Source organism: Shewanella sp. 0m-6, assembly GCF_052977325.1.
The window spans coordinates 85,621-102,046 of sequence record NZ_JBRIMD010000005.1 but is presented as its reverse complement, the minus strand read 5'-3'; the positions used below and the strand labels follow the sequence as shown (position 1 = coordinate 102,046).

The window sequence follows — 16,426 nt, the reverse complement described above, 5'->3', positions numbered from 1 at the left end:
AATGTAAAACGAGCTATGCTGCCCTGACTCCTGCCCCTACTCAGTATTAAGAACATCATCAACTAAGAGTACTTCTTGGCAAACGCATTGAAAGCCAAAGGATGTGCTATTCCAATCGATATAAGAGTGTTTTTGACGAACTAATTCAAGGCGAATAAATGAGGGATTGACGATGGCCTTGCGACGTCGTTTAATGCGGAAGTCGACAGCGAAAAATACAAAAGCCGCAGAGTATGCGGCTTTTATGTTTTTAATTATGGCGCTAAACGACTTCGTTCCCAGTCATTACCAACTTTAGTATAAATAAATCGGTCATGTAGCCGGTGCTCTCCGCCCTGCCAGAATTCAATACTTTTAGGGCGAACGAGATAGCCTCCCCAAAATTTAGGTAAAGGCACATCACCATTAGAGAACTTTGCTTTCATCTCGGCGAATTTAGTCTCTAGTGCTTTTCTCGCGCTAATCGGGCTAGATTGCTTTGAAACCCAAGCGGCTATCTGACTCTCTTTAGGACGGCTGATAAAGTATTTAAGCACCTCAGTGGTAGACAGAGGTTCTGCAACGCCAGTAATAGCAACTTGCTTATCTAAACTGTGCCACGGAAATAAGATACTAACTTGAGCATTATTGGCAATATGCTGCGCTTTACGGCTCTCTAAATTAGTGAAAAAAACAAATCCATCATCACCAAAACGCTTGAGTAATACGATTCGTTGAAAAGGCTGACCATGCTCATCCACAGTGGCAACAGACATAGCTGTAGGATCTTGAATTTGTGAATCTCGAACCACTTCAAGCCAGGCGTTAAACAGGTCCATAGGATCATTGGGTACATTTTCACTATGTAACTCGCCTAATGTGTATTCGCGTCTGATATCGCTAAGTTCTGACATTTATCAATCCTTTCATCGAACCTAAAAAAAGAAGCGCTCAATTTAGCGCTTCTTTAATGATAACAATCTTAAGCATTCTACGGGAGCCTTTTGATAAAGACTCTAGCGAAATGTGCTCACCTAGTAACAGGCGACTTAGATAAAATTACTTCACTTTACCGTTAGACTCAGCCCAAACATGCAGCATCTCTAAACCAAGAGTCGCACCCGCTAATGCGGTGATTTCAGCGCTATCGTAAGCAGGAGCCACTTCTACAACATCCATACCGACAATCTTCATGCCTTTTAGACCACGAATAATCTTCATCGCTTTGTCACTTGTCAGGCCTCCACATACCGGCGTACCAGTGCCTGGTGCAAAAGCAGGATCTAAACAGTCGATATCGAAAGTCACGTAAAGCGGCATATCACCAACACGCTCACGAATTTGCGCAACAATCTCATCTGCGCTCATTTCGTTGGCGGCGGCAGCATCGATCACCTTGAAAAGATGGTTTGCCGTATCGTACTCGGTACGAATACCCACTTGAATTGAGTTTTCAGCAGCAATTAGGCCTTCAATTGGAGCATGATAGAACATGGTACCGTGATCATACTTACTACCTTGACTATATGTGTCGGTATGCGCATCAAAATGCAATAGTGCCATCTTACCGTGCTTCTTATAGTGAGCACGTAGTAGAGGCAGAGTCACAAAGTGATCGCCACCAAAGCTAAGCATCGCCTTATCTGCCTCTAGGATCTTGGTCGCGAAATCTTCTACACGCTGGGTAAAGTCAGCTGAATCACCACAGTTATAAACTAAGTCACCGGCATCAACGATTTTCACGTGGTCACTTAATTTAAACTGATAAGGCCAACGGGTCTCTTCCCACGCCAAGTTCACTGAAGCGTTACGAATAGCGCCAGGGCCCATACGGCCGCCAGAGCGGCCAGTAGTCGCCATATCAAATGGTAAGCCTAGTACTACGACATCTGCGTCACCTTCAAGCGGTTTAAAGTCTAACGGCTGTCTTAAGTAACCAAATGCATTTGAGTAAAGCGAATAATCAGGCTTATCTGCAATAGTGGTCATACATACTCCATAAAGTGTCTAGAGTCACAATACTTCAGCTAATAGCGTCTCACAATCAGACTGAATATAGTGATAATAATTAAAGTCATTGAGTTGATTTAACTGTAGATCACAACTCGCTAGCCTTCGATGTGAAGGAAAGCCTAGGTTGTCTATCTGCATATTCATCCCAATGATGTCCCAACTGCTGGGGTTCAATATATTTAACATCTCAACAAAAATATTGAACGGATAGTGTAAAAAATTCAAGTTAGTTTCAATACTCACGTAAGAGCTTCGCTCCTGAGGCGTGATATGTATGGTCAGAAACTTGTCTTCAAACAGTCCATTGATTGAATAGCCACACGGTTGAAACAAGTGATCGTCAAACTCAAAATGAGGTAACAAACGTTCAAGATCCAATAAGGTGCGGATCTCTGTCGCCGACTGCCTTTCCCCACGTAGATACTGAGCCACTGCCCCCTTGATGTGATACATCAACAAGCACGAACTCGCATCACTTTTTTGCGCGTTCTCGCTGCAATACAGGTAGTGGTGATGGTTATCTAAATGTCCAACTCGATAAGCTGTGCCTGCCATTTTTGCGTTAAGCTGTTCAACGTCGTCTTCAAAGCGCGTCGCTTGTAAGTGGGATAAAAACTCACTTTTACGTTGGTAGCTTAATCCGGATATGTGCTCGGTCCCAACCCTATCAATAACACACATCACGGCATCGATAAGGCGTGTATTACCACAGGTGATTAGCAGCAATTTTTGCTCCCAAACAAATAAGCTCGACTCACTTAATACATAAGCATCGCAGTGCGAATTTGAAAGGCTCGACAGGATCTCGGCATCTGCAAAACTTAATACTTGCTGCCAAAATGAATGAGGTAAAAAGCGTAGTGACACAGAACTACTCTTGACTTGTAGCTCTATTTTCTTTTCTGAACCTTCAAAAAACATCCTATCGGGGCTCCTAACCATATCGATTTTTTAACGCTGAACACACCTTACATCTACGTCATGAACGTACTTATAAAGGCTAGCAGCCGCCTTGCATGCTGACGTAAAAACAAAACCAGCTTCAAGCGAACTTAAAGCTGGTTATAGCAAACAAGCTATTTATACCATTGTGGCATAGCTTACGCGCAGCTCATCTCTGGGTTAAGAGAAATCTTCTAGGTAAGTGTAACCTTTAAGACCTAACTGCAGCTCTTCAAGAATATTGGCGCGTTCATCTTCAGCAATATGCTTGTTCACTAACTCTTCATAGGTTCTCATAAATGAAACCGCATCCAAGTTCACATACCTCAGTACGTCAGCAACCGTATCACCAGCTAATACCGACTCAACGTTAGTGCGGGCATCTTCGTCCAAACGAACAACCGCCGAGTTTGTATCACCAAATAGGTTATGCATATCACCTAAAATCTCTTGATATGCGCCTACCAAGAAGAAGCCGATTAAATATGGGCTCTCTTGTGTCCATGCAGGCACGGGTAGCGTGGTTTCAATACCTTGACCGTCTACGTACTGATCTACGGTCCCGTCAGAGTCACAAGTAATATCTAGCATAACAGCGCGACTTTCTGGCTTTTTATCTAAACCAGACAGAGGCATCACAGGAAATACCTGATCGATACCCCATGCATCAGGAAGCGACTGGAACAAAGAGAAGTTTACAAAGAACTTGTCAGCTAACTTTTCGTTTAACTCATCTATAATCGGTCTATGGAAACGATACTTAGCGCTCATGCTGCCCTGAAGTTCGTAACAAACACGTAAATTAACCTGCTCAGCCCATGCTCGCTCGGCTAATCCCAACTGACCAACAGCAAACAGAGAGTGAACTTCGGTCAGATCGCTTTGGCAATCATGGAAAATTTCAATCAAAGCACGCTGGTCTGCTTTACCACTGACTTCAACCCACGACTGCCACATGTTGTGCAATAACTGAGGTGCATCTTCCGCTGGCGGTTGAATATCTTCAGGCTTATATGCTTCAGTACCGATCACATCAGTTAGCAATACCGCATGGTGTGCAGTTAAGTAACGACCAGACTCAGAGATAATTCTCGGCATTGGCTGTTCGTACTCTTTACACATATCGGTCAACACACTAACGATATTGTTAGCGTACTCGGTTAAGCCGTAGTTCATTGAATGACTACTTTGGCTTCGAGTACCATCATAATCAACAGCAAGACCGCCACCGACGTCGAAACACTTAACGCTAGCGCCAAGCTTCATCAACTCGCAGTAGAAACGACCCGCTTCACTTACGCCTTGTCTAATATCACGGATATTGGCAATTTGAGAACCTAGGTGGAAGTGCAGTAACTCTAATGACTCAAGCATATTTTCATGCTTAAGCGAATTGATCACTTGCAATACCTGTGCAGCACTTAGGCCAAACTTAGACTTCTCACCGCCACTGGCCTGCCACTTGCCCTTGCCTTGGAATGCAAGACGTACACGTAAGCCTAAGCGAGGTCTTACACCTAACTCTTTCGCTTGCTCAAGTACGACTTTAAGCTCTGACATCTTCTCAAGGACAATGTACACCTTGTGGCCAAGCTTCTCGCCAATTAGCGCAAGTCGAATGTACTCTTTATCTTTGTAGCCGTTACAGATAATAACAGAGCTTGCCTTTTGTGCCATTGCCAAAACAGCCATTAGCTCTGGCTTACTGCCCGCCTCTAGGCCAAGCTGCGGCACTTCTTTTGCCACTTGGCTAGCCAGGATCTCTTCCACAACAGTTTGCTGTTGGTTTACTTTGATCGGATAAACAAGCAAGTAATCATTTTCATATTGATACTTTTGAATAGCCTGATTAAATGCCTGACACAGACTATTAACTCTATGATGTAAAATTTGTGGGAAACGCACCAAAACAGGTAAAGCCACGCCCGACTTAACCATATCTTTTGCCATTTCATTTAAACCAATCTTACAGTCTGGACGACTTGGATCCGGTGAAACGGTCACCTCGCCCTCATCGCTAATGCCGTATAATCCTTGGCTCCAGTGATTTACGTTGTAACTTGCGCGTGCATCATCAATAGACCAATTGCTCATATTTGTCCTAACCTGTGTATTTAACTCAATTAAGTTGACTGAATACTAAGGTTGCAATCAACTTGCGAATATTTTAATCAGTAAAATTCTGATCGACCTATAAAGTATAAACTGTTTAAGTAAACTCTCTACGACCACACAACGCGTAGCTGCAAGAGCATTAACTTACTTAACAACAAGCCATCTCTCAAAAGTAGAGATCACTTCAAATTCTTATGAAGTAATAAATGTATGCCTTTAAAACTAGCATGTAAAACTTAATCCATAAAAATCTATTTGTTACTTCAAGTATCGCCTAACCATTGCAAGGCACTTTTTTAATGAGAATACGAACGAAGCGCTTTTCCCACTGATTTTTGCGGCGCAATTAAACCTTGAGACTCATGATAATGCAAGACTCATAAGCGCATTTAGTGGTAATTAATCCCCAAATTATCATTAGCTTATAATAGGGTGATAACATTACGTAGCATTTCCTCCCTAATTCGTGATAAATGCCCTTTTGTCATTACAGTGAAATACGAGCTATTGAGCATTAGTTTCAACGGGCTAAAGCATATTGAAACAATTTCCACTATAATCGCAGCTGAAATTAATCGTTACTGTTTTTAAAGTAGAGAACATCATGATCCAGATAGGTAAAACCTGTAAGCTCGAAGTCGTCAAACAAGTTGATTTTGGTGTCTATTTAGACGCGAAAGAGATGGGCCAGGTACTGCTTCCTCGTAAGGCTGTGCCGAAGGATTGCCGAGTCGGAGATATGGTTAATGTATTTCTCTATCTAGACTCAGAAGACATGATCATTGCGACCACGAGCCGCCCATACGCTCAAGTGGGTCAATTTGCTTATTTGGAAGCAAAAGAAAACGGCCCATACGGTACGTTTTTGGATTGGGGCTTAGAAAAAGACTTATTATTACCTTTTGGTGAGCAACATCGAGAGATTGAAGTTGGAAAGTCGTACCTCGTTTATATCTATACTAGCCATGTTGATGACCGAATTGTTGCGTCTGCAAAAGTAGATAAATTTCTTGACCTCACTCAGCCAACATTCCGCGAAGATGAAGAAGTTAACCTTATTATTGGTGGCAGCACCGATCTTGGCTACAAAGCGATTATCAATAACACCCATTGGGGCGTACTGTATAAGAACGAGGTTTATACTCGCTTAAGCTTTGGCCAAAAGCTTAAAGGCTTCATTAAGCGCATGAGAAGCGACGGTAAAATCGACCTGATTTTACAAAAAGGAGCAAAAGAAGAGCTAGATAAGCATTCAGTGACTATCATGATCAAGCTCAAGCAAGCTGGCGGCTTCTTACCACTTAATGATAAGACCGACGCAGAAGTTATTTACTCTCAGCTATCGATGAGTAAAAAAGCCTTTAAAAAGAGTATCGGTGGCCTATATAAAAACAAACAGATCACTATTTCTCCAGATGGCATCCGTCTAGAAGAATAAATTAAATCGCTATATTGCTTATAAACAAAGCAATTGCGTAGTTAACTCGATTAAAGCTTCTTTGCATTAAAGCATGGCTCTGTTATAACAAAGTCATGCTTTTTTATTAAGAGGTGAATATGGAGCTGACTCCACACGAAGCGCGCATTATTGGTGTATTACTCGAAAAAGAGATCACCACGCCAGAACAATACCCACTTTCTCTCAACAGTTTAACCTCTGGCTGTAATCAAAAAACCAGCCGTGATCCGGTTCTGGATCTCAGTGAATCAGAAGTACAAAATACCTTAGATAATCTCACCAAAAAAAGGCTGATCTCAGAACAATCAGGTTTTGGCAGTCGAGTGGTAAAATACAAGCATCGTTTTTGTAATACTGAGTTTAGCGATCTACAACTTAAATCTTCTGAATTAGCAGTTATCTGCCTTCTATTACTCAGAGGGCCACAAACACCAGGCGAACTAAGAACCCGAAGTAATCGATTACACGAATTTCATGATGTCAGCGAAGTTGAAGCGACGCTAAATGAACTCCAAAGGCGAGAGTCCCCTCTTGTGATGTTATTAGCTAAAGAGCCTGGTAAGCGTGAAGCTCGCTACCGCCAACTGTTTACTGAGGCCAATGACAGTGAATTACACTCTCAACCATCTCAAAATGCAGATCATGCAATCATTCAACAAAATAGTGGGCTTGAAACGAGAGTTAACATACTTGAACAAGAAGTCATTGAGTTAAAAGCACAGCTCAAGCAACTGCTGGATAAATGATAAAGCTTAACTATCTATCATGTTAATTTACCAGGTTAAGGTTAACCCATTTAATCAATAGGTGTTAACCTGACCCTTTCTACCGCTCTTCACATTAAGGGATTAGTTTGCAAAACGCCCCCCAAAAAAATAGTATGCTTCGAAATACGCTTTTACTTGCACAATTCGAAGTCAAAAAGATGCTATTCAATCCTAGAGGATTAATCGCTCTTGTCGCATTCGCCCTCGTTTGGCTACTTATCTTGCTCTACCCCATTAGTGGCGCATCAAGCTTTTTGATCAATCCAGATTTTAGAGGATTAATAGAAGGCATTTTTGGCCAACAAGCAGTCAGTGAACTCTTTAAATGGCCTGTTGCCGAAATGGCCGTCTACTGGATTGCTGCGCTTTATATCTTCCCTCTTTTCAGTATTTTTGTATCCGCGGATCAGTTTGCAACAGATAAATCCCGAGGAACCTTTCGATTTTTAACCCTTAGGGTGGGTCGAGACAGCCTATTCTTTGGCCGCTTTCTCGGTCATATGGCACTGCAAAGCTTGCTGCTAGCCTTAACCGTTATCGCGACGATCTTATTCGCAATTAGCAGAGATCCGAGTTTACTCATACCGGCGCTATTTTCAGGACTCATCGTTACCCTTAATTTGATTATAGTGTTGCTGCCCTACACCGCATTAATGGCAATTCTGTCTCTTTATGCGAGCTCTGCCCGCCAAGCAACGATCTATGCCATCTTAGTCTGGGCAGCTATGTCTATTAGCATCGCGATTATCAACAACTACTTACCTATTATTAGTGAATTAAAGTGGCTTCTTCCTGGCTCGCAGATTTCGTTAATGATAAATACCCAAGGGCTTAGCAGCTTTATGTATGCTCCAGTGCCGTTAATCCAAGCCGTTGTGCTGTTATTTTTAGGCAAAATGTATATCAATAGGAGCGCACTATGAGTTTAATTAACTGCAAAGGTCTATCTAAGTCCTACGGCAATAAACAAGCGCTAAAGCAAGTTGATATTACACTCGATGCAGGCAGGCCTATAGCACTGGTTGGCCCTAATGGTGCAGGTAAAACCACGCTATTTAGTCTGTTGTGCGGCTATATCACACCAACATCTGGAGAAGTAACATTATTAGGCCACAAGCCTGGTAGTCCTGAGCTACTTGGACGTATTGCCTCACTACCACAAGATGCTGCGCTTGATCCAAATCTTGATGTGATCAGTCAGCTAACGTTGTTTGCTACCTTGCAAGGTTATGCTAAAAAACAGGCAAAAGCAGAAGCTCTACGAGTATTGTCTTTAGTTGATCTAGCCGATAGTGCCCAGCAAAAACCCAAGTCATTAAGCCATGGCATGTCAAAGCGTGTGTCTATTGCACAAGCGCTGATAGGCTCACCAGAGCTGGTTTTACTAGACGAACCTACGGCGGGTTTAGATCCTGCAAATGCGAAGAAAATCCGTGAGCTAGTTAAATTTCTCTCAGATAGAATGACTTTTGTCATTAGTTCACACAATTTGGATGAGCTTGAAAAACTATGCGATCAAGTACTTTATCTTGAGCAAGGCCAACTCAGCCAATCAGTGTCTATGAATGAGTCTCAGCATGAAGATTATTTAACACTAACGATGCAGCAATGTGAGGCAAGCTCCCTTATAGAAGCGGTATTGGGATTGGCGGATATCAGCTCCATAGAGGAGCGTCAGTCTAACCAGTTTCTCATCAAACATAATAGCGAAGAAGCCTATGCAATTGAGATGGCGTTGTTAACCCTATTTAAACAGCATAACTGGCAATATAAAGCGTTGTTGAAAGGTCGAACGTTAGAAGAGAAGCTATTCTCCTAGTGGACACAATCACTCGCCTTATTATTAAACGGTGCCATTAGGCGCCGTTTTTTATAAGCACTTTTCACTATCCGTATGTTTCGAGTGAGATTATCGCCAGTTTTTTATAACGACTTTATTTACAGCAAACATCTGATGTCTAGAAGCTTAAAAGCTTTACCAGCATTCAAGGCCATAGGTAAACGTCAAGGTATGCGTATTATTTCGCGAGAATGATTGATTTGTTTGATTGCTGATTGCTGATTGCTGATTGCTGATTGCTGATTGCTGATTGCTGATTGCTGATTAGGATAAATGCATAATGTCAAAGCTAAGCAAGTTTAGATAGAAACGGGAAGCACAGAGCTGGATACTAACGAACAGGCGAATAGCTTGCTACTAACAAGAAGTTAACTACGAGAGGCTTATATCACGCTTATATTTAGTATTTTATTTTCAAAAGTCGTGAACGAAAAAAGAGCCGTGGTAAACCACGGCTCTTCAAAATTCTGTGTGATTAGCTAGTGCTAATCAAGCTGGTAACTTAAACTACAGTTACGTTCTCAGCTTGTGGGCCTTTTTGACCTTGAGTAACAGTAAACTGAACTTTTTGACCTTCGTCAAGAGTTTTGAAACCGTCAGAGTTGATAGCGCGGAAGTGTACGAATACGTCTGGACCAGACTCTTGCTCGATAAATCCGAAACCTTTATCAGAGTTGAACCACTTAACAACGCCAGTAACTTGAGACATAATATTGAATCCTGTAAATATAAATTAAAGCCTTAACGGCAGTAGAGCTGGAAAATGCCGGTTTACTTAATGTTAACAGGACGAACATGTCGTATTGAACACATAAAAATAAGCCTAACCTTCAAGCTGCAACCACTATAAACCATTCTCATCATATGTCAACACTCATTCGCATCGTTATTTAAGGTGTTTTTACTTATATTTCTATAGCTTGCTAAATGTATCAAAAAATCACATCCAACAAATTAGAATCCCACCCCCAATAACCGTTTAAAAAACAAACAACAAGCTACACCCTTTGATTTACAAGGCTCTAAAGACTTCAACTTTAAAGTCTAGCTCACAACTTAAGCCTGATTTAGCTAACGCTAATTTTTGCTCTTCTGTTAACTTCCAGTTATAAGGTGTCATTTTTAAAAAGTGACCAATATCGGCAGCATCCTCGAGCGTTAGTACTTGCTCTATTCTCTCTTGATGGATTAACTCGAAGCCTTCTATCTGAGAAGATTCCTCGGTGTGCTCTTTCGGATTATCGTATATAAGCTCTTTAAGTGCGAAATGGTGTCTAGGCCCAGCACAAACAGTAATTAAGATACCTCCAGATTTAATCACTCGTTTAAGCTCTACATCCAATGATGGAGCGTAAATACGTAGCATAAAGTCAAAGCTATCATCAGGAAATGGCATATCAAATGCACTTGCCACACTAAATGAAATATTGGGGTAACGCTTAGCGGCATACTTAAGCGCTGATTTACTGATATCGACACCATAAAGGCTGAAATCACTCGGCAAGCTTTCTACCAAACGATTGGAGTAGTAGCCTTCGCCGCAACCTATATCTAAACCGAAACGTGCATCTTCTAAGTATTCATTAGCGAGCAGGTTCACTTTATCGCTCAGAACTTGATAATACCCCTTGTTCAGAAATTCACGTCTGGCAAACATCATCTCTTTATTGTCACCAGGGTCATTGGACTTTTTCTTTTGCACTGGTAGCAGATTTACATAACCTTCTTTGGCGCAGTCAAACCTATGGTTTGCGGCGCAATACCAAGTTTTATCATCTTTAGATAAAGCCTGTTCACATAACGGGCAGCGGTAAATCATTTATCAATCTCCAAAAAAGGGGGGCCTCAATGCTGAGGCCAGCGAAATCTATAAGGTTTTGTCTGAACAAGTTGTTAATAAAGATGCAAGATAAAGCGTCATCACTAAGTAGAGCCCAATTCAATGGCTAATGGCCAAAACAGGTTAGTATAAAGTACCGAAGATCACCCGGCGTCAAGAAGCAGTCTCTATCTAGCCCCCCTAAAGCACGCACAAAATGAGTGTTAAGCAGAGCGACTTGGCATGGCCCCGATTGTAGTTGCCCACTATCAGCCCACGAATGAGAGCCAAAGCATGTCCTTAGTATCTCAGGAATGCATCGAAGCAATCCGACGTGTTCAAGTAAACCGATCGAAAATGAGTAGTTTGTACTAATACTCACATTAGGATCCACATTAAAACTTTCATTAGGGCTCAATGGGTATGACAGAGTCAAAAGAGCTTTAAACTTGCCCCCCCTAAAAACGGAGCGCTATTCTACTGCGCTTATCTTTTTCGATCCAGTCAGCAAATAGGCTTAAACTCAAGCTAATAAGGTACATTAGACTCCGCAAACGAAGACATTTAAAGTGTGGCAGTGCTATGATAACCACAATTATTGTTTGTGATAGCCACTAAATTTATGTCTGCAAATAACCAACCTACCCTCTTCTGGCACGATTACGAGACTTTTGGTGCTAACCCAGCGAAAGACCGGCCTTCTCAGTTTGCTGGCGTGCGCACAGATATGGATCTTAATATTATCGGTGAGCCTGAAACCTTTTATTGTAAGGTCGCTAACGATTATCTACCGTCACCAGAAGCAATACTCATCACGGGTATTACTCCTCAGCTAGCAAACCTTAAAGGTATGCCTGAAGCTGAGTTTATGGACAAAATTAACGGCTTATTTAGTCAGCCTAAGACCTGTGTTGTGGGTTATAACTCATTACGGTTTGATGATGAAGTATCGCGCTACGGTTTTTATCGTAATTTTATCGACCCTTATGCTCGCGAGTGGCAAAACGGCAATAGTCGTTGGGATATTATCGATCTTGTTCGTGCCTGCTACGCTTTTAGACCTGAAGGCATAAATTGGCCGGAAAAAGAAGATGGCTCACCAAGTTTTAAACTTGAGCAGCTTACCGTCGCCAATGGTTTAAGCCATGAAAAAGCCCATGATGCGATGTCAGATGTTTATGCGACTATCGATATGGCTAAATTGATTAAATCTGTGCAACCTAAGCTATTTGACTATTACTTTAGCCTGAGACAAAAACAAGCAGTATCAAAGTTAATTGACGTGCTTGAAATGAAGCCACTTGTGCATGTTAGTTCTAAAATCAGTGCACTGAATGGTTGTACCACCATCATTGCACCTGTGGCCTATCACTCTACTAATAAAAATGCGGTAATTTGCGTTAATTTGGCGATGGATATCTCGCCGTTACTTGAATTAAGCGTCGATGAAATTCGTGAGCGCATGTATACCCGTCGCATTGACTTAGCACCCGATGAGTTACCGATTGGGTTAAAGCAAATCCATATCAACAAGAGTCCCTTTATTGCTGCTGCCAATACGTTAACTGACGAGAATGCTGCCAGACTCGATTTTGATAAAGCATTTGCTCGTCAGCAATACAAAAAATTGAAGCTACACCCTGAGCTGAGAGAAAAGCTGGTTGCAGTATTTGATGTTGAGCACGAAGACAGAGCCGTAGACACCGACCAAGCTTTATATAGCGGTGGTTTTTTCAGCTCTGCTGACAAAGCCAAGATTGAAATCATCCGCAACACACAAGCAAGCAACCTTGCGGCGATAGAGCTTGATTTTGACGACGAACGCCTAGGCGAAATGTTGTTTAGATACCGAGCACGTAACTACCCTGAAACCTTAAGTGACTCAGAGCAGTACCGCTGGCGCGAATTCTGCCAAACTAGACTCAATGATCCTGATTACATCATTCGTCTAGAAAACTTACTCGAAGAAACCGAGCAAGATGAATCCAAACAAAAATTATTAGCAGCTTTGTGTCATTATCTTAGAAGCTTATAAATTTTATAGCCAATAAATGCGACCTTCATCTCATTCTGTATGTAACAAGCTTACTAGAATGATATTTCATTAGCGTTAACAAAAAGGAAATAGCGTATGCAAGACCGCTTCTTAAAAAGCATAGCTAAGTTACCTGAGTCATTAGCAACGGCAATTGTGCCGTTACTCGATAAAGATTTTGCTGGCCATATCGATGCACAGCAACTAAGCGAGCTCCAAGCTAAAAGCAACATGGAGCTTAACGAATTACTATTAGCGTTGCTGCCTATTGCTGCGGCTTTAGCTAGACCACCGATTAGTGAGTTTTACGTTGGTGCTATCGCCAAAGGCAAAAGCGGCGATATCTATATGGGCGCGAATATTGAGCTCCCCAGTGAAGCGCTTTTTCACTCTGTTCATGCCGAACAAAGCGCGATTAGTCATGCTTGGTTAAGCGGTGAGACCATTATTGAAGACATCATAGTCAACGCATCACCTTGTGGACATTGTCGTCAATTTATCAATGAGTTGGTTGAAGGTAGCAAGGTAAAGATCCATCTACCCGCTCAGAAAGTTGAGCCGTTAACGCACTACTTACCTTATGCGTTCGGGCCAAGTGACTTAAACGTTACCGAGCCCTTGCTAACTAAGCAGCAGCATACCCTGACGTTAGATTCTACTGATCCTATGATTATTGAAGGTCTCGATCATGCTAGCCTAAGTTATGCGCCGTACACCCAAAATTATGCCGCGGTGGTATTAGAAACTAAAGATGGTGCGACCTATTGTGGCCGTTATGCTGAGAACGCTGCATTTAATCCGTCAATGCAGCCAATGCAGATGGCCTTGTCGACTATGGCACGTCATAACCGCGATTTCAGCGAGATCAATCGCGCCGTATTGATTGAGTCTTCTAAAGGTACAATTTCATTGGTAGGTGCAGCAATGGACGCCCTACATAATGTTGCCGCTGTTGAACTTGAACATATCGTTGTAGAACCAGAGTAACTTCATTAGCCTCTGCGACTAAAAAGGACCATTCTCATGGTCCTTTTTTATGGGTAACTTTTAATTGCTATTTGCTACGTTAAAGCCATTAGCTGCGGTTCTTCTCTAGCTTGGCCATTAAGCTCGATGTATCCCAACGCTTGCCACCGATCCCCTGAACTTCAGAATAAAACTGATCAACTAAAGCGGTGAGTGGCAGATGAGAGCCATTTCGGCGCGCCTCTTCTAGCGCTATGCCTAAGTCTTTTCGCATCCAATCCACTGCAAAGCCGAAATCATAATCCCCCTTCCACATAGTCTGGTAGCGGTTTTCCATCTGCCAAGACTGCGCCGCCCCATGGCTTATCACCTCGACCACTTTCTCGCCATCCAGGCCTGCGCTACGGGCAAAATGTAATCCTTCAGCAAGGCCTTGCACAACACCGGCAATACAGATCTGATTGACCATTTTAGTTAATTGACCCGCTCCCACGTCTCCAAGCAGCTCAGCACAACGAGCGTAGGCGTCAATAACAGGCTTAGCAGTATCAAATGTGACTTGTTCGCCTCCTGCCATTACAGTCAACACACCATTCTCAGCCCCCGCTTGTCCACCTGACACTGGAGCATCCATAAAACCAATATTGTGTGCTTTGGCTGCGGCAGCAATTTCACGTGCGACATCGGCTGAAGCTGTAGTGTGATCCACCAAGATACTGCCAGCGCTCATCCCGGCTAATGCCCCGTTGTCACCTAAGGTGACTTGGCGTAGGTCATCATCATTACCCACACAAACAAAAACAATCTCCTGTCCTTGTGCTGAAGCTCTTGGGGTAGTTTGATACTCACCAGCAAACTCTTTTACCCATGCCTGTGCTTTAGACTCGGTACGGTTATAAACTGTAACTTGGTGACCGTGTTTTGCTAAGTGACCCGCCATGGGGTAACCCATAACACCTAAACCAATGAATCCGACTTTCGCCATTTTACGTCCTATTGTAGAGGGAGGTTTGTAATATTTTTACCCATTCTAATAGCTAATAATAAAATAAAACAGCGTTAAACAGACAATAAAAAAGCCAGCCCTTAGGCTAGCTTTAGTCAACTAATTAAGCAGATAGTGCGTGGCTCACTGCAGTGAAGGTTGCAGATCCACATGCGCTTGCATTTCAGCTCCAATCTTCTTACGCATATCCATGAGTCGAATGGCTGATTCTCGAAGCTCAATATCAGCAGCGAGTACTGGCTGCCAATCAGGGACTGCGGTTGGTTGTCCGTCATCATCAACGGCAACCATAACTAACACACAATGGGTTGTTAAGTGGCGCTCGGGAAACTTAGGATCGCCAGCTTTAACATCAACCCCTAAGTGCATGGAGGTTCTGCCAGTGTAAATCACCTTCGCGGTTACTTCGACGATATTACCCACGTGAATCGGTTTAACAAATCGAATACCACCTGCATAAGCCGTAATGCAGTATTTACCACTCCAGCCTGCCGCACAAGCATAGCCAGCAAGGTCAATCCACTTCATTACCGCGCCGCCGTGAACTTTACCGCCAAAGTTAACATCTGCTGGCTCCGCCAGGAACCTTAATGTTAACTGTCTTTCTAAACCCGCCATATAGGACCTCAATACATTTACTGACTATTGAGTATCTTACGCCAAATTCAGCCTAGCAGCACTGTTTACCCAAACTGACCGACGAAAAAGCAACCCGCTAACACTGTAGGTAAAGCCAAGCGATAAACCCATAACTGTGTTTTCTCACTAAAATACTTACCACCATTGGACAGGGTATAAATACCAATACCAGCTAAAAATAGCCCCATCACTTCAATGCCTGCAAGTACACTGTTTGCGTTACTTACATCAATAGCCGTTACCAGCAAGGCAAACCACACCACGGTGAAAGCCGCAACCGCTAGGTTAAATGTCTTTACACCTAACTGCAATTTAGGGAAGCGGGCTACTGATTCACCACGAATAAGCTCATTAATATTGGCGGTAATAATGCCTAGCAGTGGCATGATAGGAATAACTATTGGATTAAGCACTTTCGTGTCCCTTAGATAAATTATGCAAGGCTCATAGTCTGAGCAGTTATTTGCAGTATCTTCCTAATGGTACTCAAATTCTAGCGTCTTCCCTGCACATTAACCAAGGTTAATCTGGCCAACATGATGGTTTAATATTTACCTTTAATAATGTGAAACAACGCAAATTTTTGAACCCCTAAAGCTAAAATGAAAGAAAAAATAAGAGTATTTTGGCTGTTAATACCAATCAGTATAAAGATTTGGTCGCTCAGCGAGAGTTTAGCGGCACTGAGACAAGGTCATTAAATGCTCCTCGGTAACTGCTCCTGCGTTACTCTACCTCCTATATCCATATAGCCGTGCATTAATGACATTCACCACATCTGACCTCCAGGGATGGAGGAGATGTCTTATGTATGTCGGGAACATACAAGACCATGTGGTTTGCAAC

15 protein-coding genes are annotated in these 16,426 nt (G+C 42.5%); 6 read left to right on the top strand and 9 right to left on the bottom strand.

Going from position 1 to position 16,426, the window contains the following annotated elements; translation table 11 throughout:
• Nucleotides 1-254 precede the first annotated feature (254 nt).
• The 4 genes from pdxH to speA form a co-directional block, all read right to left on the bottom strand.
• Nucleotides 255-893: a pyridoxamine 5'-phosphate oxidase gene (pdxH, locus tag ACVBJC_RS05595; protein ID WP_447159937.1), complete on the bottom strand. Its 639-nt coding sequence runs from the start codon at nt 891-893 to the stop codon at nt 255-257.
• Nucleotides 894-1,038: 145 nt separating this feature from the next.
• Nucleotides 1,039-1,968 carry an agmatinase gene (gene speB, locus ACVBJC_RS05590; protein ID WP_447159938.1) on the bottom strand — a complete coding sequence of 310 codons (930 nt, stop codon included), beginning with the start codon at nt 1,966-1,968 and terminating at the stop codon, nt 1,039-1,041.
• Between the two features lie 24 nt (nt 1,969-1,992).
• Entirely contained in the window at nt 1,993-2,913 is a 921-nt protein-coding gene (locus ACVBJC_RS05585; RefSeq protein ID WP_447159939.1) for an adenosylmethionine decarboxylase, read from the bottom strand.
• Between the two features lie 201 nt (nt 2,914-3,114).
• Entirely contained in the window at nt 3,115-5,028 is a 1,914-nt protein-coding gene (speA, locus tag ACVBJC_RS05580; RefSeq protein WP_447159940.1) for a biosynthetic arginine decarboxylase, read from the bottom strand.
• 625 nt (nt 5,029-5,653) lie between these two features.
• Here speA and ACVBJC_RS05575 point away from each other — a divergent pair.
• The 4 genes from ACVBJC_RS05575 (at nt 5,654) to ACVBJC_RS05560 (ending at nt 9,094) form a co-directional block, all read left to right on the top strand.
• The gene (locus tag ACVBJC_RS05575) at nt 5,654-6,487 is read left to right on the top strand and encodes a CvfB family protein (protein WP_447159941.1); all 834 of its coding nucleotides are present in this window, start codon (nt 5,654-5,656) and stop codon (nt 6,485-6,487) included.
• A 119-nt stretch (nt 6,488-6,606) separates the two neighbouring features.
• Nucleotides 6,607-7,254 (top strand): YceH family protein, encoded by a 648-nt coding sequence (locus ACVBJC_RS05570; protein ID WP_447159942.1) that lies wholly within the window; start codon nt 6,607-6,609, stop codon nt 7,252-7,254.
• Between the two features lie 134 nt (nt 7,255-7,388).
• Nucleotides 7,389-8,198, top strand: a complete 810-nt coding sequence (locus ACVBJC_RS05565) for an ABC transporter permease (protein ID WP_447160017.1) — start codon at nt 7,389-7,391, stop codon at nt 8,196-8,198.
• Nucleotides 8,195-9,094 carry an ABC transporter ATP-binding protein gene (locus ACVBJC_RS05560; protein WP_447159943.1) on the top strand — a complete coding sequence of 300 codons (900 nt, stop codon included), beginning with the start codon at nt 8,195-8,197 and terminating at the stop codon, nt 9,092-9,094. The genes ACVBJC_RS05565 and ACVBJC_RS05560 overlap by 4 nt, the downstream gene beginning before the upstream one ends.
• A 523-nt stretch (nt 9,095-9,617) precedes the next feature.
• On the opposite strand, the gene ACVBJC_RS05555 is transcribed toward ACVBJC_RS05560, so the two are convergent.
• Both ACVBJC_RS05555 and rlmA read right to left on the bottom strand, forming a co-directional pair.
• The gene (locus ACVBJC_RS05555; RefSeq protein ID WP_012155714.1) at nt 9,618-9,824 is read right to left on the bottom strand and encodes a cold-shock protein; all 207 of its coding nucleotides are present in this window, start codon (nt 9,822-9,824) and stop codon (nt 9,618-9,620) included.
• 303 nt (nt 9,825-10,127) lie between these two features.
• Nucleotides 10,128-10,934, bottom strand: coding sequence for a 23S rRNA (guanine(745)-N(1))-methyltransferase (gene rlmA, locus ACVBJC_RS05550; RefSeq protein WP_447159944.1), 807 nt, complete (start codon nt 10,932-10,934; stop codon nt 10,128-10,130).
• Nucleotides 10,935-11,556: 622 nt separating this feature from the next.
• Between rlmA and sbcB the strand changes: the two genes are divergently transcribed.
• A complete protein-coding gene (gene sbcB / locus ACVBJC_RS05545) occupies nt 11,557-12,969 on the top strand; it encodes an exodeoxyribonuclease I (protein WP_447159945.1) in 1,413 nt (470 codons plus the stop codon).
• 96 nt (nt 12,970-13,065) lie between these two features.
• Complete coding sequence (gene cdd, locus ACVBJC_RS05540; protein ID WP_447159946.1) at nt 13,066-13,956, top strand: cytidine deaminase; 891 nt, start codon at nt 13,066-13,068, stop codon at nt 13,954-13,956.
• An 88-nt stretch (nt 13,957-14,044) separates the two neighbouring features.
• Here the strand turns inward: cdd and ACVBJC_RS05535 are convergent, their stop codons facing one another.
• The 3 genes from ACVBJC_RS05535 to ACVBJC_RS05525 all read right to left on the bottom strand — a co-directional run bounded on the left by ACVBJC_RS05535 (nt 14,045) and on the right by ACVBJC_RS05525 (nt 15,993).
• Nucleotides 14,045-14,920, bottom strand: a complete 876-nt coding sequence (locus ACVBJC_RS05535; RefSeq protein WP_447159947.1) for an NAD(P)-dependent oxidoreductase — start codon at nt 14,918-14,920, stop codon at nt 14,045-14,047.
• A 144-nt stretch (nt 14,921-15,064) separates the two neighbouring features.
• Nucleotides 15,065-15,559, bottom strand: coding sequence for an acyl-CoA thioesterase (locus ACVBJC_RS05530; RefSeq protein WP_447159948.1), 495 nt, complete (start codon nt 15,557-15,559; stop codon nt 15,065-15,067).
• A 65-nt stretch (nt 15,560-15,624) separates the two neighbouring features.
• Complete coding sequence (locus tag ACVBJC_RS05525; protein ID WP_447159949.1) at nt 15,625-15,993, bottom strand: hypothetical protein; 369 nt, start codon at nt 15,991-15,993, stop codon at nt 15,625-15,627.
• Nucleotides 15,994-16,426 lie beyond the last annotated feature (433 nt).